Genomic DNA, 22,317 nt, shown 5'->3' with positions numbered 1-22,317 from the left:
CCGACAGGGGACACCGCCACCGGTGTCCCCTGTTCCATTTCCGGCACCGGGAGCCGCACTTTTCGTAGTCCGGCAACGCACCGGGCGGAAATACTCGCGGTGGACCCGGTGAGTGCGGAGGAAGAACTGTGGGCGAGCACGCCGGCGGCAACTCGCTGAACGCGAACGCGACCAGCGCGAGCCGCATCGTCCAAGTGGCCGGCTCCGTGTACGGCGGGATCGCCATCGGCGGCGATCCGGGGAGCACGCCGGACGTGCCGGACGGCTGGGGCCGCCTGGTCGCCACCGCGCGGGTCTGGGAGCACGTACCCGGCCACCGCGACACCCGCCGGATGCGGGCGCAGGCCGTCGACGCGGCGGTGCGGCTCTCGCGGCTGCGTGACGAAGCGGCGCACGTGCTGGGGGATGACCCATGGCACGAGCCGGACTTCGGGACGCGGTTCGTGGAGCACGTCGACTGGCTGCTGGGCGAGCCCGGGCCGGACGCCCACCTCGACCTCTTCCCCGTCGAAGCGGCCCTGCTGGTCCTCGTGCCGCTCGTCTACCAAGTCCACTACCTCCAGACCGCCGCCCGGCTGGTCGAGGTCTCGCCCTGGCGGCCGGGCGCCGACGCCGACCCCGGTCCCGAGCGCGCGGCGTTCGAGGAGTTCGCCGACCGGTACGGCTCGCTGCGGCACCGGGCACGGCTGCGACCGTCCGCCGCGCCCGCGATCGGCTGGTGGATCTTCCACCGCTGGCTCGTGCACCAGGAGTTCGCGGACGAACGGCGGGTCGCGCCGCTGTGCGCGGACTTCGACGTCGAGCTGGCGGCCGTGTTCACCAGCGAGCGGGTGAGCGCCCTGCTGCACGGCCTGCGCCGCGGCCCGAGCGTGTGCAGCCCCGAGTACCTGTCCGGGTTGCGTGCCGACGACCAGGTCCGCCGCGCCGGCAACCAGCACATCCGGGAGCAGCGGCTCGCCCTGCTGCTCGCCCTGGCCCACGGCGTCTCCGTCGAGATGCACACGATGCCGGACGTCGTCGCCGAGCACCTGGGCATCCCGGACGCGGTGGACCTCGCCGAACTCGGCGCGACGTTGCACCGGGCGTCCTGGACCGGGTCGCAGCAGGTGCCCGTGCTCAGCGCGCGCTGCCACCACGCGGCCGTCATCGAAGGGCTGCGCACGCACGTCGCGAGGACGGACGAGCTGCTGCACGCCGTCCACCGCACGGTTCGCGAGCGCATCACCCACCCGATGCCGACCCTGCCCGCACGCCTGTCGTCCGACGACGTGCTGCCGGTCGACGCGGCGGTCACGGGCTGGGCGGGGTTCCGGGTGGACGGCCCGCGCATCCGCGAACTGCTGATGGGGGAGACGCTCTACAAGGACCGCGACCTGGCGGTCCGGGAGCTCTACCAGAACGCCCTGGACGCCTGCCGGCACCGCCGGGCGCGCACCGAGTACCTCAGCCGCACCCGGGTCGAGGAGTTGACGTTCGACGGTCTGATCGAGATCGAGCAGGGCGTGGAACCGGACGGCAGGCGGTACGTGGAGTGCCGGGAGAACGGGATCGGCATGGGTGACGCCGAGCTCCGCGGGGTGTTCTCCAAGGCGGGTGCGCGGTTCGCCGAACAGCCGGACTTCAAGCAGGAGCAGGCCGCGTGGCAACGGCTCGACCCGCCGGTCGCGTTCCACCCCAACAGCCGCTTCGGGATCGGTGTGCTGAGCTACTTCATGCTGGCCGACGAGGTCCGCGTGACGAGTTGCCGGATGGGCCTGGACGGCACCCTGGGGCCCGTGCTGACGGCGACCATGTTCGGTCCGGAGCACCTCTTCCGGATCACCGAGCTGGCGCGGCGCGGCGACCGACCCGGCACGGCGGTCCGGCTGTACCTGAAGGACGGCGTGCGAGCCGACTGGTCGGCGCCGGCCGTGCTCGAACGGCTCCTCGGCATCGCCGAGTTCACCACGGTCGCGTGGCACGGCGACCGCCGCCAGGACTGGGCTCCCGGCCAGATCAAGATCAGGCAAGGCCGCACGCCTGAGTCGTTGGGCTACAGCGTCCAGGGCACGCTGGTCGAATGGCCCGGTGCGCCGGAGGGCGTGTCGGTCGCCTGGTGCGCTCAGGGCGGGGCCCTGCTGGTGGACGGCCTCGTCGTGAATCCGGCCGACCGCGCGGGTGTGGTGTGGGACTCGCGTACGCAACCCAGGATGACCGGTGTGGTCGTGAACCTGACCGGGGAGCATGCACCCGAACGGTTGTCGGTCGACCGGAGCACCGTTCTCGGCGACCTGTCCGACAAGGTCGAAGGCTTGCTGCGGGAGGCGGCGGAAGCGGTGCTGGTGCACGACCGGTCGCTGCTGTGCGTCGAGTGGCTCTACCACCTGTCCGCGAAGAACCCCCGTCTCGCGGACGTGGTGACCGAGGTGGTGGTGCGGCACGACCTGACGTTGTCCTGCGGACGTGATGTGGTCCCGATCGGGAAGACCGGTTTCCTGAGCGCGGACATCAGCCTCGTGAACCTGCGACCGGACTGGCGCAGGCTGGGCAAGGATTACCAAGGCCCGCGCGCCGACGGGAGCGATCGGCTCGTGCCCGACAGCGTGCTGCTCTGGCGGCTGCTCGCCCATGGGTCCGGCCGGTGGTTCGCGGAGTTGCTGCGGTTGTGCCCGGAACTGGCGCGCTTCGGCGCGGTCCGCCCCGCGGTGCCGTCGCGTGAGCGGATGGTCAAGGGTGTGCGGAAGTCGGAGTGGTGGAACTCCGAGTCAGCCGTGTCGATCGCCGTCTTGGTGGGGGCTGCGGAGGTCGCGGAGTTGTCCACGGCGGGTCTGCTCGCCGAGCTGAAAGATTTCGGAGTCGACTGCGTCGAGTTTCCCGAGGCCGACGACGTGCCCGTGTCCAGTGCCGTGCTGCGCGCCTTGTGCGATGAGCACGGCTACTTGGTGCGGTCGGGGATGCGCGGCACGGTCACCGGGCTGGTCCAGGCCGCGCGACAAGGTCGGCGCAGCGTCGAGGAAGTGGCGGCGCTGTGGCGGAGGTGTGGGGTTGACGTGTCCGAAGGAGTCGTCGTCGCAGCGACCGCGGCGGCGGAGAACCACCACCTGAAGAATGGGCACATCCGCGGAAAAACAGTCGTGCGGTACTGGGAACCCGACGAAGTCATCCCACCGGGCTGTGTCGTCCGGATGAGCCTTGACCTCGCTCGGGACGTGTCGGAGATTCGGTCGATGCTGGGGTCTTGGGGCTACTCGGTCGACGTGGAAGGGCTCCAGGAGCGCCCCACGCGGGAACTGGCGACCATGCTGAGCGTCAACCAGGACGGGACGGCGCCCTGGCTCTCGCGTGCGGAGACCGTGCCGCCGGCGTGCGTGCTGGAGTTCGCGGAGAACTCGGGTCTCGCTCCCCGCGAGGTCGTCGAGCGCTTCACCGCATCGGGTTTCGCCGTCTCCGACATCCCTGCCGACGCGTCTTCCGCGGACCTCGAGGTGGTGAAGGCGGATGGCTCGCAGCGGTTGGTCCCAGGCGGCGATGTGCCGTACTGGCACATCTTCTCCTTCGGCCGGGCGAAGCTCGGTTGGGCGATCCATCGCCTGGCCGCCTACGGCTTCGACGTGCCGCTCTCGGCGCCGCTGGAGTTCGATGAGTTGGACACGGCCCTGTTCGACGACGGCGTCATCGACTGGTCCCCCGAGTCGATCGGAACGGAACTCCCCTTCGCCAAGGTGGTGCTCGTCGCGAGCAGGGTGAACACGAGTCCCGGTCGGATCGCCGCCCGGCTCGCGGCGCGCGGGGTGCCGGTCTCCGCCACGAGGCTGCCCCGGGGCTTGCCGTTCTCCTTGGCCTTGCAGGTCCTCGACCATTTCGTGGACGAGGACAGCGGCTACTACGACTTGTCGAACCGGCCCGGTCTCCGCGGCCTGCTGGAGATGTCCGATTCACTGCGCGTCCCGATCCCGCAGCTGGTCACCTGGCTCAACGGGCTCGGCCTGCACACGCCCGACATCGTCACGGCGATCCGGGAAGCCGCGAAAGGTGTGCCGCGAGCCTCGTAGCCTCACGCGTTGGCACGGTGTTCGGAAGGGCTCACGCCGCGTTCCCGTTTGAACGCCGTGCTCAGCGCGAAAGCGGTGCTGTAGCCGACCTGGTGGGCGACGGCGGCGACGGTCGCGGACGGTTCGCGGAGCAGGTCGGCGGCCAGGGTCAGGCGCCAGTCGGTCAGGTAGGCCATCGGTGGTTCGCCGACCAGGTCGGTGAACCGCCTGGCCAGCGCGGCCCGGGACACGCCGACCGCGTCGGCCAGGGAAGCCACGGTCCAGGGGTGTGCCGGGTCGCCGTGCAGCAGCCGCAGAGCGCGTCCCACCACGGGGTCGGCGTGTGCCGTGTACCAGCTCGGTGTCCGTGCCTCCGGTCGGCAGAACCACGCCCGCAGCACGGAGATCAGCAGCAGGTCGAGCATGCGGTCCAGGACGGCTTCCTGGCCCGGCTCGTCGCGGGTGATCTCGTCGGCCAGCAGCGGCACCAGGGGCAGTTCCGCGCGTGGCACGACGAGGTGAGCGGGCAGTACCGACAGCAGCCGCCTGCTCACCTCGCCGTCCAACTGGTAGGTGCCGCTGAGCATCACCACGGACCCGTCCGGGTTCGCGCCCCACGTCCGCACACCCAGGCCCCACTGCTCGCACAACGCCGCACCGTCCGGCGTGGTCGTGATCTCGCCGGGGTGCACCACCGCCTGCACGGGCGTGGCCGGGTCGTCGGCCACCGCGTACGGGTCCGGCCCGCGCAGCACGGCCACGTCACCGGCACGCAGCCGCACGGGATCGCTGCCGTGCGGCAGCAGCCACCCGTCGCCGCGCACCATCGCCACCACGGTCAACGGCGCGCGGTCCTCGACGCGCACCGACCACGGCGGGTCCAGGACGGTGCGCATGAGAAAGGCGCCACGGGCGCGCGGCCCGTCCAACAACCCGGCGAGAACGTCCACGGAGGCCAGCCTAGAGACGCCCGCGTATGCGATCGAGCCGTTGAGCCATGGCAAGTCCAGGACCCGTCGACTTGACTGGGGCCCATGTTCCCCACGGTGACGATCATCGCGGCCCTCGGCTGTGGGATGATGGCTGGAGTCTTCTTCGCGTTCTCCGCGATGGTCATGCCCGGTCTGCGGCGGGCCGAGCCCGCGGTCGGTGTCGCGGCCATGCGGGCGATCAACCTCGCCGTGGTGAACCCCGCGTTCATCGGGGTCTTCGTCGGCACGGCGGTCGTCGGCGTGGTCGCGGCGTTCGAGGGCGACCCGTGGGCGTGGGCGGGCGCGGCGCTCTACGTGCTGGGCGGGATCGTGCTCACCGGCGCCTTCCACATCCCCCGCAACAACGAGCTCGAACGGCTCGGCACCACCGAGTACTGGACGCGCTACCTCCGCGAGTGGGTCCCCGCGAACCACCTCCGCGCGCTGCTCTCGCTCGCCGCCGCCGCGTCGTTCACCCTCGCCGCCCTCGACTGACCGCACTAACGCCAGGGATCGAGGGCGTGCTTGCCGGACGTCCGGCCGGCTTCGAGTTGCCGCAACACCTCCGGCCCTTCGGCCAGGGCGTGGACCTCCGGGGTGCCGGGCGGGTACACGCCGCGGGCGATGAGGGTGTCGAGCTCGGCCAGCAGCGACCGGTACACCGGCGGGGCCGCGGTCGCCAGCGCGCCGATGTGCAGGCCCTTGAGCTGGACCTGGTGGTTGAAGACCAGGTCGTGCGTGGTCACGGTGGCGTCACCGGACGCGGCGCCGAACACGACGACGCGCCCGGTGAACGGCTTGGCGACCGACAGGCTGGTCCCGAACGTGGCCCGTCCCACCGATTCCAGGACCAGGTCGACCCCACCGGTCAGGCGGGCGATCTCGGCGGCCAGGTCGGGGCGCCGACCGTCCAGGACCTCGTCGGCGCCGAGCGCCTTGACGATGTCGTGCTTGGCCGGGGACGCCGTGGCGATCACGCGGGCGCCGAAGTGGCGGGCGAGACGGACGGCGGCCTGCCCCACGCCACCGGCCGCGGCCTGGACGAGCACCACCTCACCCGCCTTGACCTCGCCCGAAGTCTTCAGCGCCGCCAACGCGGTGGCCCAGTTCAGCACCAGCCCGAGAGCTTCGGCGTCACGCCAGCCGGACGGCACGGGCAGCGCACCGGCGGCCGGCATCGCCATGTACTGCGCGAAGGCACCCGGGCCGGTTCCGACGACGTGGGTGCCGAGCGGGAGCGGGCTCTGGACATCGGCGCCGACGCCCACGATCTCGCCGGCGGCCTCGAACCCCGCCACGTAGGGCGCTGGTGGCCCTCCTCCGTAGGTCCCGTAGGTCTGCATGACGTCGGCGAAGTTGATCCCGGCGGCCGTGACGCGGATCAGGTAGTCGCCGGGCCCCGGGGTGGGGCGGGGGTGGTCGGTCGTCACGGTCAGGTCGCGCGGTCCCCGGTGCGACCGCTGGACCAGTGCCCGTCCCACCTGCTCGTTGATCTCCATGCGCCGAACGTAGGAGCCTCACACTTGCGTCAGGGTCAAGCGGCGGTCACCGAGCGGCGCGTCCGGCCTGCCGGAGGTAGGCGTCGAGTGCCGCCTGCTGGTCACTGAGCACGCTGATCCGCGCCGCGAGCCGGTCGCGGAAGCTCCGCACCTCGCGCAGGAACTCCGGGGACACCGCGTCGGGTCCATCGGCCAGGTGGGGCAGGGCTTCCCTGACCAACCGCACGGGCAGCCCGGACTCCAGCAGCGAGCGGATGACCAGCACCCGGTCGATGGTGGACTGGCAGTAGTCGCGGAACCCGTTGTCGAAGCGGCCGGGGACGATCAAGCCCTCGTCCTCGTAGTGGCGCAGCGACCGCGCACTCACCCCGCTGACCCGGGAAGCCTCGCCGATCTTCACCTCCGGGGCAACGTCCGGCCGCACCGCGATCTTCCGGACACCAGTGGTGGTCACTCTCCGTCACTGAGCGGGCTTTCGATGACCTGCGTCACGAACCATCGAGTGAATTCCGTGCCGAAAGCGCGACGACGGTTCCGGATTTACCGTCACGTCACCCGGCTTTGTGACACTTGATCACAGGCGCGGCTCATCGGGGGGTGTCATGGCGCGTGTTGTTGTCGTCGCGATCGCATTGGCGCTCGTCGGCGTGCTTGCCCCATCGCCGTTCGGCCACGTCGGCGTCCTGCGGCCCGCCCCGGTCACGCACGCCGCGGCAGGCTCCGAGGAGGAACCGACCCGCGAGTGCCGCAACGGTCCCGAGTCACGATCCTCCCGCAGCCGGTCATCGCCGGCCAGACCGGCTGCGAGCCCGCACCGGAACGCGCTCGGCCCGACCCGCCACACCGCCGCGAGCGGCATCGTGCGCGGCCCGGAAGAACATCTCCGCTCCTGGTCCACGCCATCGGCTTTACAGGTGTTCCGGCACTGATCGGCGCCCCACCGCCAGTAGATCGCATCGTCCGACCAACGACGAGTGGGGTAACTCCGATGCAATTCCGTGCACGAATCCGACGTACTCGCACGCATTCACCACACGACTCCCGGGAAATGGGACGAAGGTCCGTCGACCACCGGTGCCCCTCCCTCGACACCGGCTCACGCGCAGTGAACGGCCGGGGAGTCGCCACGTGAGCACCCGGACCGAACGACCGGCCCCGCCGACCCTCTGGCCCGACGTCGGCGCGTCGCTGGTGGTCTTCCTGGTGGCGCTGCCGCTGTGCGTGGGCATCGCCGTGGCCTCCGGCGTCCCGGCGGAACTGGGCATCGTCACCGGCGTGGTGGGCGGCCTCGTGGTCGGCCTGCTGCCCGGCAGCACCATGCAGGTCAGCGGCCCGGCGGCGGGCCTGACCGTGCTGGTCGCGGACACCGTCGCGGCACACGGCCCGCACGCGCTGGGCGTCATCGTGCTCGGCGCGGGCCTGCTGCAGGTGGCGATGGGCCTGCTGCGGCTGGGCCGCTGGTTCCGCGCCATCTCGCCCGCCGTGGTGCAGGGCATGTTGGCGGGCATCGGCCTGGTGCTCGTGCTGGGCCAGCTCTACCCGTTCGCCGGGCAGGACCAGCCCGGCACGACCGCGGCGAAGTTCGCCGGGCTGGTCGACCTGGCCCAGGCCGCGCTGACGACCGCGGTCGGCTTGAGCGGCTTGGCGGTCGGCGTGCTGACGCTGGTCGTGGCGTGGCTGTGGAAGCGCACGCCGTGGCGGGCCGTGCCGGGGATGCTGGTGGCCGTCGTGGTGGCCTCCGCGGTGGGTGTGCTGCTGCCGTTGCCGCGCATCTCGGTCGGCCCGCTGACCGACGTGGTGGACTTGGTCGACCTCTCCCTGCCGAACGCGGGCGTGCTGGGCGCGATGCTGACGTTCGCCCTGGTGGCGTCGGCGGAGAGCCTGTTCAGCGCGGCAGCCGTGGACCGCATGCACAGCGGGCCGCGCACGAGGTACAACCGGGAACTGGTCGCCCAGGGCGTCGGCAACACGGTGTGCGGTGTGCTCGGCGCGTTGCCGATGACCGCCGTGATCGTGCGCAGCGCGACCAACGTGGACGCCGGCGCCCGCACCCGGCTGTCCCGCGTGCTGCACGGCGTGTGGCTGCTGGTCTTCGTGGTGCTGCTGCCGGGGGTGCTGTCGTACGTGCCGCTCGCGGTGCTGGCCGCGCTGCTGGTGCAGGCGGGCTGGAAGCTCCTGGCCCCAGCGCAGGTCCGGGCCCTGGCCCGCGCGGACCGGGCGGAAGCCGCCGTCCTGGTGCTCACCGCGGTCCTGATCGTGCTGACCGACCTGCTCACCGGCACCCTCGCCGGCCTGCTGGCGGCGGTGGTCAAGACGGCCTGGGACATGTCCCGCCTGACCGTCACGGTGACCGCGCACGGCGAGGACCACCACCACGTGGCCGTGCGCGGCAACGCGACGTTCCTGAAGCTGCCCGGCCTGCTGGAGACCCTGGAGGCCGTGCCGGACAGCAGGCACGTCCGGGTCGACCTGACCGGTGTCCGCCACCTCGACCAGGCGTGCGGCCAGGCGATCGACCAGTGGGCCGCGGGCCGCGGCGGCGTGGAGCTGATCCACCCGGTGTCCGACTGAGGTGGTTCCCGGCGCGGCGATCCCGCGCCGGGGCTTCACAACGCGCTGCGCCGCGCGTGGTTGGCGTGCTTGCGCACCGCGAACCCGTGCGCCTCCACCAGCAAGGGCCTGATCGCGTCGAGCGTCGCCTCACCCGGCGACACCACGCAGACCCAGTGCTGGGACGCGTAAACGGGGTGGGGCATCAACCGATCCCGTTCCGCGTAGTCGAACCCGGTCTCCAACACGCCCCGGTCGTCGCGCTTGGTCGGCGCGGCGCCGAACATCGCGGTGTAGGTCGCTTTGGTCAGCCCGATGTTGAGCCGGTACGCCCCCGGCTCTTCCAACTCGGACACCCGCTCGTAGTTGTCACCGGTCACGATCGTCGCGAACGGCATCTGGCGCTCCGGCGGCAGATCACCGGCGGGGTCGAAGAGGAAGAACACGTCACCGGCCGCCTCCATCACGCGGATCCCGGCGAAGGTCGAGCTGATGTGTTCCTTCATTTCATCGGCAGTCACACCTTCAAGCGTATCTTTGAACTCCTTTAGGAGACTTAGGTGAAGAATCTCCTGGAAGATGGGAGAAAACCTTCAACCCTTGGTTGCGTCGAGGAACGGACTTCCGGCTCGGCTGTACGACACCCGCACCGCGTCTCGGGCACGAGTCGCGGCTACGAACAACAGGCAGCGTTCCCTCAGCACATCGTGCCCGTGAGCGACTGTGTCCTCGGTTTCCGATGTGACGGCGACGCGGAGAGGCACGACGTCCTGCTCGACGCCGACCAACGCCACGCAGCGGAACTCCAAGCCCTTCATCCCGTGCATGGTGCTCACGTGCACGTCGGGGTGGTCGCGCAGCGCCTCGCGTGCTTGGCGGACGACATCGCTGGTTCTGGCGGCGACCCCGATGGAGGAAGCCTCTACACCGCTGCCGATCCAGAGCGCGACCTGATCGTGGAGGGCGGACAGCTCGGCCTCCCTGTCGGCGAAGCCGCGGACCTCGGGCCGTCGGCCGTGCATCGGTGACCGGTAGCCGTCCAGCGAGTCGGGAGCGTCGTCCAGTCCTTCGACCGCCCCGGAGAGCACACGTACCGACCAGGAGAGGATCTCCTGCGTAGTCCGGTAGTTGACGCTGAGTCGGTGGCTGCGTCCACGCACGTTGATCCCGAGGGTTGCCAAAGACACCCGGTTCTCGTAGATCCGCTGGTGCGGATCGCCGACGACGAAGAGGTCATCCTGGCCCGGAGAGACGGCGGCGCGCAGCAGTCGCCACTGCATGGGGTGGAGATCCTGGGCCTCGTCCACCACGACGTGGTTGTAGGGCGGTTTGCCGCGCGAGGCGAGGATCTCGGCGGCGTCGGCTGCCACTTGGAGGTGAGTGCGCTGGTTGGTCCGCCGCAACTCGTCCACGACTCTCGCGATGGCGGCCCAGACCTGCTCGCGCTGTGCCGTGCCGATGCCCCGACCGCGCCCATGACGCGTGCAGTCGAGGTAGGCCTGTTTGTCCCGGAGGTTCTGGGCGAGGACCACCTGCTCCCACTCGCGCTGGAGGAACACCGCGCTGAATCCGGTTTCGCGGGCCACGTCCTGCCACAAGCGCTGCAGGTCGCGGGTAGTGGGAACGTCGGGCTGCCGCCCAGTCGCCTCGCGCACGACGCGGTGCGCGAACCGGTCGACGTTGACGACTTCCACGTTCTCCGGCGTGCGGTCGAGCAGGTCCAGTTGACGGGCGAGCGCGTCGGCCAGGTTGCGCGTGTACGTGGTGAGCAGAACGCTTCCGCGTGCGCTGAGGAAGGCCGCGCGGTGCAGGGCGGTCACGGTCTTCCCCGTCCCCGCGCCACCGCTGACCATCGTCGGCCCCGAGAAAGAGGTCCGGTAGGCGATGACCCGCTGCCGGCCGTGCAGGAAGACCCGCCAGGCGGCGAACGGGTGCGCCAGGATCTCGGCGAGTTCGTCCGGACCGGACACCAGCGCGTACCGGTCGGGCGTGCGTTCGATGGCGGCGGTGAGGTCTTCGGGGTCGACCTCGCTCGGAGGTGCCTCGGTCGCCAGGTGCCGGCAGACCTCTTCCCACGCCTGCTCGACTGTCATCCCGGCGGCGAGCGCGACCAGGGCGTCGTACTGCGGCGCGGGCAGCAGGTTCTCCAGCGCTTCCAGGTGGGCCTCGGTGGTGAGCACCCGGACGAGTGGCAGCACCTTGTCGTCGATACCGAGCGTAAACAGATCGCTGTCCTTGACGTGCTCGAACAGCCGCTCGGGAGCTGCGGTGGCGACCTCGCGCAACGCGGGTTCGAGGTGGTCCAGCGCTTCCTGGTTGCGCACCTCCAACACGCCGACGACCTGGTTGACGGTGAACACGCGACTGGTCGCGAATGCGATGGCGTCGTCGTGCTGGAGCACCGCCAGAAGCGTGTAGTCCTCGCCTTTTTCAGGGGCCAGGACCACACCCCGCCAGAACTTGGTGATCCGGATCGTCCTGATCCTCGGGTCGCGTGACGCGGTGAGTTTTTCCAGGTGAAGGCCTGCGTGGGTGTGCTCGCCGAACCGGCCGATCGCCTCCAGCACCGATCGTTGCACGTTCTTTTCCAGCTTTGTGTAATCGGAGAGGAAGTCCTTGGCGATACCCAGACGTGGCACGGTCGCAGCCTCCCATCACGAGGTCTGCGGATGGTAGCGCCGAGTAGGTTGTCCGGTGCTGAGGTCGAGTGGGGAGTGGCGTGACGACGGTCGAGTCTTCGGTGGTGCCCGCGCAGGGGCAACTGGTTACGGTGCGCAACCGCCAGTGGGTGGTGGCCAGTGTGGTGGACAGCGAGATCGCGAGCAGCGACCCGCACTTCTTCTCGGCCGCACGCACCCACCTGGTGACGCTGGTCAGCATCGAGGACGACGCCCGCGACGAAGAACTGCGGGTGGTCTGGGAGCTGGAGGTCGGCGCGGTCGTCCACGAGACGGCGGTGCTGCCCGGTCCGGAGAACGGCTTCGACGAACCCTCCGAACTGGACGCGTTCCTCGACGCGGTGCGCTGGGGCGCGATCGCCTCGGCCGACACCAGCGCCCTGCAGGCACCCTTCCGGTCCGGCATCCAGATCGAGGACTACCAGCTCGACCCGGTGGTGCGGGCGCTGTCGATGCCGCGCACGAACCTGCTGATCGCCGACGACGTCGGCATGGGCAAGACCATCGAGGCCGGACTGGTCATGCAGGAACTGGCGCTGCGCCACCGCGCCCGCACTATGCTGATCGTCTGCCCCGCCGGCCTCACGCTCCAGTGGCGCGACGAGATGCGCGACAAGTTCGGCCTCGACTTCCGCATCGTGGATTCCGACCTGCTCAAGCAGCTGCGCCGCGCTCGCGGTCCGCACGCCAATCCGTGGACGCACTACCCGAGGCTCATCGTCAGCGTCGACTGGCTCAAGCGCTCCCGGCCGATGCGGCTGCTCCAGCAGGTGCTGCCGGCCACCCCGCGCTACCCGCGCGAGTTCGACCTGCTGGTGGTCGACGAGGTGCACACCTGCGCGCCCTCAGGACGCGGCAAGTACGCGGTGGACTCGCTGCGCACGAAGGCGATCCGCACCCTGGCCCCGCACTGCGAGCACCGGCTGTTCCTGTCGGCGACGCCCCACAACGGTTACCTGGAGTCCTTCACCGCGCTGCTGGAGATGTTGGACGACCAGCGCTTCGCCCGCAACGTCCGCCCGTCCGAGGAGCAGCTCAAGCGGGCGATGGTGCGCAGGCTCAAGAGCGAGCTGCCGAAGAAGTGGGACGGATCGTCCTACTTCGGCACCCGCGAGCTGGACTACTTGGAGGTCGACCACTCCGAGGCCGAGCGCGAGGTGCACGACCTGCTGCGCCGCTACAGCGACAGCCGACGCGGCAGGGGCCCGAAGACCGCGGCCGACTTCGTCACCACGCTGCTCAAGCGCCGCCTGTTCTCCTCGCCGGAGGCGTTCACGCAGACCGTCGAGGTCCACCTCGCGACGATGACCGAGCGCGACCACGGCACCGACGAAGCTCTGGCCCCGCAGGTCCTGCCGGTGCTGATCGATCGCATCACCGAGGCCGCCGACGAGGACGACGCCGACAGCGGCCACTACCGCGAGGCCGAGACGGACGCGCTGCGCGTGGCCCGCCGGGGTACGCCCTCGCTGACCGCAGAGGAAAAGCGGCTGCTGGAGCAGCTGCGCGACTGGGCGACGGCCGCCCGGGACCGGCCGGACAGCAAGATCGCCGCCCTGCTGGAGCACCTGCGACCGGTCGTGGACGAAGCCGACGAGCGCATCATCATCTTCACCGAGTACCGCGACACCCAGCGCTGGCTGCACGAGAGGTTGCTGGGTGCGGGCTACCCACCGGAGAAGATCGCCCTGCTCTACGGCGGGCAGGACGTCGATGAACGCGAGCGCATTAAGAGCGTCTTCACCGAGGACCCGGAGTTGGACCCGGTGCGCATCCTGCTGGCCACCGACGCCGCCAGCGAGGGCATCAACCTCCAGCGCCACTGCCACCGGGTGCTGCACTGGGAGATCCCCTGGAACCCCAACCGCCTGGAACAGCGCAACGGCCGCGTCGACCGGCATGGTCAGCCCGCGCCAGTGGTGCTCGTGCACCACTTCGTGCCCAAGGGCTGGGAAAAGCACGACTTCGCGGAAGGCTCGCTGGAGGACGAACTGGCGTTCCTGGAGGTCGCTGTCCGCAAGGTGCACCAGATCCGGGAGGACCTGGGCAGCGCGGGTGAGGTCATCGCCGCCCAGATCGAGCAGAAGATGGTCGGCGAGCGCGGCGACTGGCAGACCGCCGACCGGGAGATCACCCAGCGCGCCGGCCGCGCCAAGCTCAAGGTGGAACGCGACCTCGCCCGTGACCTGGAGCGCCTGACCGAGGAACTGCGCTCCAGCCGCGCGAAGCTCAACCTGCACCCCGCGACGGTGCGGCGCGTGGTCGACACCGCGCTGAAGCTCGCCCACCGCCAAGAACTGCGACCCGCCACGCCTCCACCTGGGTTCGACGGCGAGGTGTTCCGGCTGCCCGAGCTGCCGGGCGCCTGGGCCGCCGCGCGCAACGACGGCCTGCACCACCCGGTGACTGGCGAGGAGCGCGTGGTCAGCTTCGACCAGGAGGCCGTGGCCGGCCGCACCGACGTGGTGCTGCTGCACCTGGGCCACCGGCTGGTGCAGATGTGCATGGGCCTGCTGAGGGCCGAGCTGTGGGCGCAGACGAAAGCCCACCTGAACGCGGCGGCCGGCGGGGGTGGTTCCGCCACGGGCGCGAAGCTGCACCGCATCACCACCCGGGTCATGTCGGGTGACACCCTCCGCGTTCCCGCCGTGGTCGCCCACGGCCGCGTCGTGGTGACCGGCGCGGACGGCAGCCGGTTGCACGAGGAGATCGTCTCCGCCGGTGGTCTGGTCGAGCAGGGCAGGTTCTCGCTGATCCGCAAGGTCGACGAGGTGGACGCCCTGCTGGCCGCCGCCTCCGAGGAACCCGCCCACGGGATGCGCGACAAGTTCACCGAGCTGTGGCCAGTGCTCAAGGACCCGCTGGCCAAGGCTCTCAACACCCGAGCCGACCAGCGCCTGCGCAGCATGAGGGTCATGCTCCGGGACCGCTGCGACGAGGAGGTCGAGGGCATCGGCAAGGTGCTGGAGGAGCTGGAGAAGTCCATCCGGGCCGCGCTGGACGACACCGACGTGTGGCAGCCCAGCCTGTTCGAAGTCGACGACGAGCGCGACCAGCTCAGGGCCGACCACGACGCGCTGCGCGCCCGCCTGGAGGCCATCCCCGAGCAGCAGGAACGCGAGGTCGAGGCGCTGCGCCGCCGCTACGCCGACCCCACCACGCGGTGGTTCCCGGTGGCGGTGACACTGCTGGTGCCATCCGCGATCGCACGAGGAGCCGGACGATGACCACGACCCTGACGAGGGGCGCGAAGCCGAAGTCGGCGGCCCGACCCCGGCGCTCCCCGGCATCCTCCCCGGCCGAGCAGCACGCCGAGTGGATCGCGCTGCTGCGCCCGGACGGCCCGTTCATCGCGCTGCCGGTGCTGACCGAGGTGTTCCCGAACGGCATCGAGGTGCTGCCCGCGCACACCCGCGACCGGGTGCGGCAGGCGTGGGCCGAGTTCGACGCCGACCCGACGTCGCTGCGGACCGCCTGGCAGGACCTCGTGCTCGGCGAGTTGCTGCGCTACCCGGCTTCCGCGCTGCGCGACACCGCCGTGGCCGAGGTGACCGTCCCCGGCCCTCTCCAGCCCGACCAGGTGGTCTTCGGCCCCGACCCGGGCGCGTCCGGCGGCACGGCGGCGCGGCTGCACGTCTACCGCCGCGACGCCGACCCGGAACTGGTGGCGCGTGTCTGCCGGGACACCGCCACGCCCCTGGCGCTGCTCACCGACGGCAAGCTCTGGACCCTCGTCCACGCCCGGCCGGGCGGCCCGACCAGCACGGCGGTGTTCGACGCCGACCTGTGGTCGGAGGAGCCGCTACTGCTGCGCGCGTTCGTATCGCTGCTGTCGGCACAGCGGATGTTGGCCCCCGCAGACCGGCCGGACACCACGGCCGCCCTGTTCGCCCGCACCGAGGACGAGCAGACCCAGGTCACCGATACCCTGGGCGCGCAGGTCCGACAGGCCGTGGAGCTGCTGGTCAGTGAGTTCGCCCGGCTCGACCGCGAGGCCGCCGGGACGCCGCTGGCCGACGTCGCGGAGCGCGACGTCTACCGCGGGGCGCTCACCACGCTCATGCGGCTGGTGTTCCTGCTCTACGCCGAGCAGCGCGAGTTGCTGCCGATCAAGGACCCCGTCTACCACGACGGGTACGCCGTCACCGCGCTCTACGAGCAGCTGGCCGAGGACCGCGACCGGCACGGCGAGGAGGTCGGCGACCGGCGCAGCGCCGCCTGGCTGCGTCTGCTGGCCACGTTCGCCGCCATCCACGGCGGCTGCGAGCACCCCGAGCTGCGCGTCCCCGCCCACGGCGGCTCTTTGTTCGACCCGGCCGCACACCCGTGGCTGACGGGCATGGGCGTGACCGACCGCGTGGTGCACGAGGTCCTGGACGCGCTGCTGGTGCTCAAGCACCGGGGCAAAGCGGCGGAGCGGCTGAGCTACACGGGCCTGGACGTCGAGCAGATCGGCCACGTCTACGAGGGCCTGCTGGAGTTCTCGTGCAAGAAGGTCCATGAGCCCTACGTCGGGCTGATCGGCAAGCACGAGCCCGAGCTGCCGCTGTCCGCAGTCGAGGCCGGGGTCGACTTCAAGGAGGTCTGCGGCCTCACCGTCAAGCAGGTGGAGAAGGCGCTGGCCGCCAAGCCCACCCCGGCCGACCTGGCTGCGCTGCACGCCGCCTGCGACAACGACTCCGAGCTGGCCGAGCGCGTGCGGCCCTTCTGGGGATTGCTGCGCCGGGACCTGCGCGGCGAGCCCACCGTGTTCCCGGCCCGGTCGGTCCTGTTCACCAAGGTCGGCGACCGCAGGGCCACCGGCACCCACTACACGCCCAAAAAGCTCGCGCGGGAGATCGTGGAGCACACCCTCGCGCCGCTCTGCTACATCAAGGACGAGCCGGGTGTGTCGCGGCTGCGCACGGCGAAGGAGTTGCTGGCGCTCAAGGTCTGCGACCCGACGATGGGCTCCGGCGCGTTCCTGGTCTCGGCGTGCGACTACCTCGCGACGCGGCTGGTGGAGGCATGGGAGCGCGAAGGACTGCCCGAGGGCGTCGGTGGGACTGCCGAGGACGTGAAGCTCGCCGCCATGCGGCGCGTGGCGGCCAAGTGCGTCTACGGCGTGGACCGCGACGACATGGCGGTCGAACTGGCCAAGCTGTCGATGTGGCTGGTGACGCTGGAACGCAACAAGCCCTTCAGCTTCCTCGACCACGCACTGCGCTGCGGCGACTCGCTGATCGGCGTGACCAGGGAGGAGCAGGTCGAGCGCTTCCACATCGATCCCCCGAGGATGAGCGAGGACGCCGGCGAGGCGGGCTGGCTCGCCGGCCACGCCAGCACGTCGATCGGACCGACGCTGAGCCAGGTCGCCGAACTGCGCCAGGAGATCGAGGACAGCGCCGCGAAAGACGCGCGCGACATCGAGGAGAAGACCGCCAAGCTGGCCCAGGCCGAGAAGCTGACCCGGCGACTGCGGTTGGTCGCCGATGTGGTGGTCGGTGCCGCGCTCAGCACGGCGGGGCAGAACGAGGACCGCTACCGGGACCGGCTGACCAGCCAGGTGGACGAAGCCTTCGAGCTGTTGAAGGAACAGGACGGCGACAGTCCCGTTGAGCGGGCACTGGTCGGTGTGGTCAACGAGTGGTTGAAGGGCACGCGGCCCCAGCCCATCAGGCCGTTCCACTGGGCGCTGGAGTTTCCGGAGGTCATGCGGCGCGGCGGTTTCGACGCGATCGTGGGCAATCCGCCGTTCATTGGCGGCAAACGGGTCAGCGGCGCGCTCGGTGTCGACGTGCGCGAGTACCTGAAGCAGCGGATCGCCAAGGACAAGCCGGGCAACGCGGACCTGTGCTCCTACTTCCTGTTGCGGGACCTGGAGGTCGCGGACCGGGGACGGGTCGGGATCATCGCCACCAACACCATTGCGCAGGGGGATACCCGAGAGGTCGGTCTGGACCAGGCGGTGGACAAGGGCTGGAACATCTACCGCGCGGTGAAGTCCCAGCCCTGGCCGGGAACCGCATCGCTGGAGGTGTCGCTGCTCTGGGTGGGGCGTGATGCAAGTGGCTCGCCTTGGCTTGAGGGACGCGATGTAAGTTCCATAACACCCTCCTTGGAAGCGAGTTCGAGGGTTGCAGGCAACCCTTACCGGCTAGCGGGAAACTCGGGCAAGGCATTTCAAGGTAGCATTGTATGGGGTGATGAATTTTTCCTCTCTGAAGATTCGGCATTGGCGCTGATTGCTTCTGGTGAACGAAACCGCGAGGTGGTTCTTCCGTATCTGATCGGAGAGGAGTTGAACTCGAACCCCGAGTGTCTGGCGGAAAGGTGGATTGTAAACTTTCACACCTGGAGCGAAGAGCGGGCTGCGGAGTATGTCGAAGTCTTTCGCATTGCTGAGAACAAAATTAAGCCTCAGCGTCAACTTAAGTCTGTTGGAAGCTATGAGGGGTTGCGCGAACGTTGGTGGCAGTATTGGAGGCCGAGAGCTGAATTGTATGCCGCTATTTTGGGGCTAAGGCGGGTTCTTGCGCTTACGAGGCACACGAAGATGGGTCTTCCTCTTTGGGTTCCAACGGGGCAGGTTTTCAGTGATGCCACAGTTGTGTTCGCAAGTGATCGTGATGCATTCTTGGCGCTTCTCTCTAGTGGTGTTCACTTCGCTTGGTGGACTATCAAGGCTGCGTCGACCCTTGAAACGCGGTTGCGGTACACGCCCTCCGACGGGTTCGAGACGTTTGCACAGCCTGAGTTGACGGCGCGGATGGATCGAGTGGGGGAGGAGTTGCACTCGTTCCGGCGTGGGGTGATGTTGGGGAGGCAACTCGGGTTGACCAAGCTCTACAACCTGGTGCACAACGATGGCGTCGGCGATGCCGAAGTGCGGCGGTTGCGGGAGATTCACACCGAGGTCGACTACGCGGTGGCCGAGGCGTATGGGTGGACCGATCTCGACCTCAACCACGGCTTCTACGACACGCGGCAGGGGCGGCGGTTCACGATCGACCCCGTCGTGCAGGTCGAGGTGTTGGACCGGTTGCTCGAACTCAACCACCAGCGGTATGCCGAAGAGGTCGCCAAGGGCTTGCACAACAAAGGGAAGGGCAAGCGGAAGGCGGCTCCCGCTGCCCTGCCGTCGATCGAAGGCGAACTGTTCCCGCCCGAAGGCGCGTTGTTCTAGCACTCGGACCAGTCGGTCAAGTGCCGGTACCGGGTGTGCGATCAGGCCGCGAGGCTCGCCGGTGGTCGGTGGAGGAGGTTCTGGCGAGGGCGTTGGGCCGGATCGACGTGGCGGGGTGGGATGAACGCGGGCACCCCGCCGGTCATGGTGATGGTCCAGCGCGAGTGGTGGATGAGGCTGTGGTGAGTCCTGCACAGCAGCACCAGGTTGTCCAGATCGGTGCCCCCGCCGTTCATCCAAAACCTGACGTGGTGGGCGTCGCACCACTTCGGCGGTCGCCCGCAGCCCGGGAAGGCGCAGCCACGGTCACGGGCGTGCAGGGCCTTGCGCTGCGCCACGCTGACGGTCCGCTTGGTGCGCCCCAGGTCTAGCACTTCCGAGTTGCCGCCCAGCACCACCGGGATCACTCTGGCGTCGCAAGCGATCCGACGAGCTTGGGCGGCGCTGAGGTAGTGGTCCCCGTCGAGCACCGCGTGCCCGATCCCGTGCCGCAAGGTCTCGAAGTCGACCACGACGCTGATGTGCGGACGCTCTCCCGCCTCGGACGGCAGGTGCTCGGACCGGGAGGCCAACGACACCAGGTCCCCGAACGCCTCACCCAACCGGTGCGCCCGGTCCTTCGGGCCGTCCGGACGCGGCTGCGACAACGGTTCCAGCATCGCGGTGAACCGGGCGCCGGTCTCGGCCGAGAGCTCACCCCAGAACTCCACCCTGCCTCCGGGCAAGTCCCGCAGGTGGAGCACGTCGGCGGGTTCGGCGGCGGGCTCGTCGATCTCGTCGACCGCGTCCTGGTCGAGGCGGTCCCGGATCCGGTCGGCCAGTTGCCGGACCACTTTCGGCTCGACCGACCGCGCCGCCTCGACCAGGATCGGCTCCGACTCGTCGGGCAGTTTCAAGGTCACGATGGCGCGGGTCAACTCCCGCAGGTGCCGGTCCGACAACTCCGCGTCCGCCAACACCGCGCCGACGGCGGGGTGCAACGGCGGCAAGGGCTGTCCGGTCGGGGTGATCGAGGGCAGGAACAGTTCCACCTGGGCGGTCCACTGCTTCAACTCGGCCGGATCGACCCGCATCACTTGGCGGCAGGCATCGAGGTCGTAACCGCACCGCAGCGCCTCGGCCAAGAGTTCCAGGCGTCGCCGGTGCGCCGCCCGCACGGACGCCTCGGTCGCCGCGAGAGCGGCGACCACGTCGTCCTCGGTCAGCAACGCGGGCGAGAGATCCATGCCTCGATGCTATTCGAACGCGTATTCGCAGGTCATCACTCGACCGGGCGAGTCCGCGCATCGTCCGGGTGAGTGCCCACGGTTACGAATCCCTTGGTGCACAACGACTTCCGCGTCGTGCTACTTGATCGCGCCGGCCTTGATCACGTCGAGCCAGGCGCGGGTGACGGTGACCGTCCCGGCGTCCGGGTTCTTGCTGTCCCGCACGGCGAACCGCTTGCCGAGCACGGCCACCTCGACGCAGTCCCCGCCGCCGGTGCCACCGCTGCCGGAGTAACTGCTCTTGCGCCAGTTGGTCATCCCACATCCTCGTCAGGTATCGGTTATGCGTAAGTCTTCACCGCCTCCCTGATCGCGTCCAGCGAGTCGACGGGCGACAATGATCGCTGGGTGAGGATGCCCCAGCGCTCGGTGCAAGTGCGAACCTCGGTGCGGTCTTCGATGTAGACGGCACCGCCTGGCCCTTCTGCGTAGCCGAAGTCGGGAATCGGCTCGGGCAGGCTCAGGATCGAGAACGGGCCGTCGAGAGCGGGTGTCGCGCCGGCTGACTTGGGCAGCACCTGCACCGTGATGTGGTCCTCGTGCTCGGTGTCGAGCAGGCGTCGGAGCTGGTTGCGCATGGCGAGTGCCGAGCCGACCGGCCGTTCGAAGATCGCTTCTTCGAGGATCACGTGGAACCGCAAGGGGTCCGGCCTGGCGAGGACCTGCTGCCGGGCCAGTCGCGCGACGACGCGGCGTTCCACGACCTCGTGCGCCAAGCCGGGGTTCGCGCCGTAGATCAGCGCCCGCATGTACTCGGCGGTCTGGAGCAGGCCCGGGACGACCATCGTCTCGAACTGGCGTCGGGCCACGAGTGCGGCTTCGACGTTCAGCAGGTGGTGGAAGTCCTCGGGCAGGTCCTTGCGGATCGACAGCCAGTAGCCGCGTTCGTGGGCTGTGGCGGCGAGTCCGAGCAGCCACGTGCGCAGATTGTCGTCGGTGACACCGTAGACGTCGAGCAGCAGTTCGACCTCGTGTGACTTCACGCGTTGTTCGCGGATCTCGATGCGGCTGAGCTTCGAGCGGGACCACTTGCTCGACCGCTCGGCCAGCAGCTCCACCACTTGGTCGATTGTCAGGCCGCGCTCGTCTCGGAGTTGCCGAAGAGTCTCGGTGAGCTGCCACCTCCGCACGGTGGCGCTGGCAGCTCCATCGAAGTTCTGCGTCATCCGTCCTCCAAAAGGGTGCACATGTGAGATCTCACTTTCTGTTCAGCTATCCCGTCAGGCACTGTAGCGGCACACACCGTGATCAGATGGCTACGACACGAGAGGTTCGGGGATGGCACTCGCAGGGGTGACGGAGTACGAGGAGTTCGTGAGCGACCTGGTGGAAGAGAGTCGTCCACGGCTGTTCGCGCTGGTCCGAGAGTTCGGCGAGTACCGGGATGCCGAGGTGGGGGCATGGGGGATGGCCTGGAGCGACCGCGTCCGGGTCGTCTCGGCAGCCGGTGATCGATGGGTGAGCTTCCGGTCGCCGGAGCGGGCGGCGCGGTTGTTCGGCGTCGATGGCGAAGCGGCCCGGCTCGTGTGGGTCGACCGCCCTGTCGACCGCCCCGCGGAACCGTGATCGACTCGGCGATGCTGGACGAGTGGCTGGCCGAGTTGGTCCGGCGGCGGTGGGTGTTCCACTTCGTTCCGAACCGCACCTCGCCGGAGGCGATCGCGGCGGTGTTCCGCTGGAGGTGCGCGTCCCTGGCCGACGTGATCGTCCTGCTGTACGAGGGCTACGCGTGGGGTTACCGGGTCGTGCTGCCCTCGCCGGAGGCCGACCCGTTCACGCCGGAGTGGTTGGTCTACTCGTGTGAGGACACGCCGGTCCGCACGATCCGGGAAGTGCTGACCATCCCGCCGCCCGGTGACCCGGAGATGCCGACGACGTCGGCGGCTGCCACCGAGGCGGAGCGCGTCCTGGCGGCGAAGTTCGGTGGGCGGCGGCAGGTGATCCGGTTGCCGTGGGGCTGATGTCCAGGAGGGGAATCGCGGACCGCAGCTTGGTCGGGTGCTTGCGCGGAATCACGTCGACGAATCCGGTGTTCACGGTCGCCTCGAACGGTCGATGCACACCGGTTTGGAATAACTTAAAGGTGTTGTCAGGTGTCGGCGCGCGCTGCTAGCTTCGCGGTCGTGCAGGGGAGGCACATTGCTGGACGGGGGTCCTGTGTGATTTGGGCGCGGTA

At 69.6% G+C, this 22,317-nt stretch carries 15 protein-coding genes; 7 read left to right on the top strand and 8 right to left on the bottom strand.

Features of this window, described 5'->3' with window-relative positions:
• Window positions 1-128 precede the first annotated feature (128 nt).
• The gene (locus tag B0I31_RS09890) at window positions 129-4,031 is read left to right on the top strand and encodes an HD domain-containing protein (protein ID WP_106615028.1); all 3,903 of its coding nucleotides are present in this window, start codon (window positions 129-131) and stop codon (window positions 4,029-4,031) included.
• 2 nt (window positions 4,032-4,033) lie between these two features.
• On the opposite strand, the gene B0I31_RS09885 is transcribed toward B0I31_RS09890, so the two are convergent.
• Window positions 4,034-4,960 (bottom strand): AraC family transcriptional regulator, encoded by a 927-nt coding sequence (locus B0I31_RS09885; protein WP_106615027.1) that lies wholly within the window; start codon window positions 4,958-4,960, stop codon window positions 4,034-4,036.
• A gap of 96 nt (window positions 4,961-5,056) precedes the next feature.
• Here B0I31_RS09885 and B0I31_RS09880 point away from each other — a divergent pair, with 96 nt between their 5' ends.
• Window positions 5,057-5,476 carry an anthrone oxygenase family protein gene (locus B0I31_RS09880; RefSeq protein ID WP_245949782.1) on the top strand — a complete coding sequence of 140 codons (420 nt, stop codon included), beginning with the start codon at window positions 5,057-5,059 and terminating at the stop codon, window positions 5,474-5,476.
• 5 nt (window positions 5,477-5,481) lie between these two features.
• Here B0I31_RS09880 and B0I31_RS09875 read toward each other — a convergent pair whose 3' ends face one another.
• Both B0I31_RS09875 and B0I31_RS09870 read right to left on the bottom strand, forming a co-directional pair.
• Entirely contained in the window at window positions 5,482-6,480 is a 999-nt protein-coding gene (locus B0I31_RS09875; protein ID WP_106615025.1) for a zinc-binding dehydrogenase, read from the bottom strand.
• 46 nt (window positions 6,481-6,526) lie between these two features.
• The gene (locus tag B0I31_RS09870) at window positions 6,527-6,934 is read right to left on the bottom strand and encodes a MerR family transcriptional regulator (RefSeq protein WP_245949781.1); all 408 of its coding nucleotides are present in this window, start codon (window positions 6,932-6,934) and stop codon (window positions 6,527-6,529) included.
• Between the two features lie 674 nt (window positions 6,935-7,608).
• Here B0I31_RS09870 and B0I31_RS09865 point away from each other — a divergent pair.
• Entirely contained in the window at window positions 7,609-9,051 is a 1,443-nt protein-coding gene (locus B0I31_RS09865; protein ID WP_106615024.1) for a SulP family inorganic anion transporter, read from the top strand.
• A 35-nt stretch (window positions 9,052-9,086) separates the two neighbouring features.
• Here B0I31_RS09865 and B0I31_RS09860 read toward each other — a convergent pair whose 3' ends face one another.
• Both B0I31_RS09860 and B0I31_RS09855 read right to left on the bottom strand, forming a co-directional pair.
• A complete protein-coding gene (locus tag B0I31_RS09860) occupies window positions 9,087-9,551 on the bottom strand; it encodes a DUF6194 family protein (RefSeq protein WP_106615023.1) in 465 nt (154 codons plus the stop codon).
• 72 nt (window positions 9,552-9,623) lie between these two features.
• Window positions 9,624-11,669: a UvrD-helicase domain-containing protein gene (locus tag B0I31_RS09855; RefSeq protein ID WP_106615022.1), complete on the bottom strand. Its 2,046-nt coding sequence runs from the start codon at window positions 11,667-11,669 to the stop codon at window positions 9,624-9,626.
• A gap of 80 nt (window positions 11,670-11,749) precedes the next feature.
• Here B0I31_RS09855 and drmD point away from each other — a divergent pair, with 80 nt between their 5' ends.
• Both drmD and B0I31_RS09845 read left to right on the top strand, forming a co-directional pair.
• A complete protein-coding gene (gene drmD, locus B0I31_RS09850; RefSeq protein WP_219910653.1) occupies window positions 11,750-14,935 on the top strand; it encodes a DISARM system SNF2-like helicase DrmD in 3,186 nt (1,061 codons plus the stop codon).
• Window positions 14,932-18,873 carry an Eco57I restriction-modification methylase domain-containing protein gene (locus B0I31_RS09845; RefSeq protein WP_106615021.1) on the top strand — a complete coding sequence of 1,314 codons (3,942 nt, stop codon included), beginning with the start codon at window positions 14,932-14,934 and terminating at the stop codon, window positions 18,871-18,873. The genes drmD and B0I31_RS09845 overlap by 4 nt, the downstream gene beginning before the upstream one ends.
• Before the next feature lie 41 nt (window positions 18,874-18,914).
• Here the strand turns inward: B0I31_RS09845 and B0I31_RS09840 are convergent, their stop codons facing one another.
• From B0I31_RS09840 to B0I31_RS09830, 3 genes are all read right to left on the bottom strand, one after another.
• Window positions 18,915-20,099: an HNH endonuclease signature motif containing protein gene (locus tag B0I31_RS09840; protein WP_106615020.1), complete on the bottom strand. Its 1,185-nt coding sequence runs from the start codon at window positions 20,097-20,099 to the stop codon at window positions 18,915-18,917.
• A gap of 120 nt (window positions 20,100-20,219) precedes the next feature.
• Window positions 20,220-20,399: a DUF397 domain-containing protein gene (locus B0I31_RS09835; RefSeq protein WP_106615019.1), complete on the bottom strand. Its 180-nt coding sequence runs from the start codon at window positions 20,397-20,399 to the stop codon at window positions 20,220-20,222.
• Window positions 20,400-20,422: 23 nt separating this feature from the next.
• Window positions 20,423-21,307: a helix-turn-helix domain-containing protein gene (locus B0I31_RS09830; RefSeq protein WP_106615018.1), complete on the bottom strand. Its 885-nt coding sequence runs from the start codon at window positions 21,305-21,307 to the stop codon at window positions 20,423-20,425.
• A gap of 148 nt (window positions 21,308-21,455) precedes the next feature.
• Here B0I31_RS09830 and B0I31_RS09825 point away from each other — a divergent pair, with 148 nt between their 5' ends.
• Complete coding sequence (locus tag B0I31_RS09825) at window positions 21,456-21,707, top strand: hypothetical protein (protein ID WP_146173797.1); 252 nt, start codon at window positions 21,456-21,458, stop codon at window positions 21,705-21,707.
• Window positions 21,704-22,102, top strand: coding sequence for a hypothetical protein (locus B0I31_RS09820; protein WP_106615016.1), 399 nt, complete (start codon window positions 21,704-21,706; stop codon window positions 22,100-22,102). Before B0I31_RS09825 ends, B0I31_RS09820 begins: the two co-directional genes overlap by 4 nt.
• Window positions 22,103-22,317 lie beyond the last annotated feature (215 nt).

The sequence above is a fragment of the Saccharothrix carnea genome (assembly GCF_003014735.1).
Classification (GTDB): Bacteria; Actinomycetota; Actinomycetes; order Mycobacteriales; family Pseudonocardiaceae; genus Actinosynnema; species Actinosynnema carneum.
Note: the sequence above shows the minus strand (reverse complement) of the source record. Positions and strands in the feature narration are given on the sequence as shown.

Excerpts from the sequence above, each read along its gene's own strand:
- B0I31_RS09875 (WP_106615025.1), bottom strand. The coding sequence starts at position 6,480 with ATGGAGATCAACGAGCAGGTGGGACGGGCACTGGTCCAGCGGTCGCAC.
- B0I31_RS09845 (WP_106615021.1), top strand. The coding sequence starts at position 14,932 with ATGACCACGACCCTGACGAGGGGCGCGAAGCCGAAGTCGGCGGCCCGA.
- B0I31_RS09840 (WP_106615020.1), bottom strand. The coding sequence starts at position 20,099 with ATGGATCTCTCGCCCGCGTTGCTGACCGAGGACGACGTGGTCGCCGCT.
- B0I31_RS09835 (WP_106615019.1), bottom strand. The coding sequence starts at position 20,399 with ATGACCAACTGGCGCAAGAGCAGTTACTCCGGCAGCGGTGGCACCGGC.
- B0I31_RS09830 (WP_106615018.1), bottom strand. The coding sequence starts at position 21,307 with ATGACGCAGAACTTCGATGGAGCTGCCAGCGCCACCGTGCGGAGGTGG.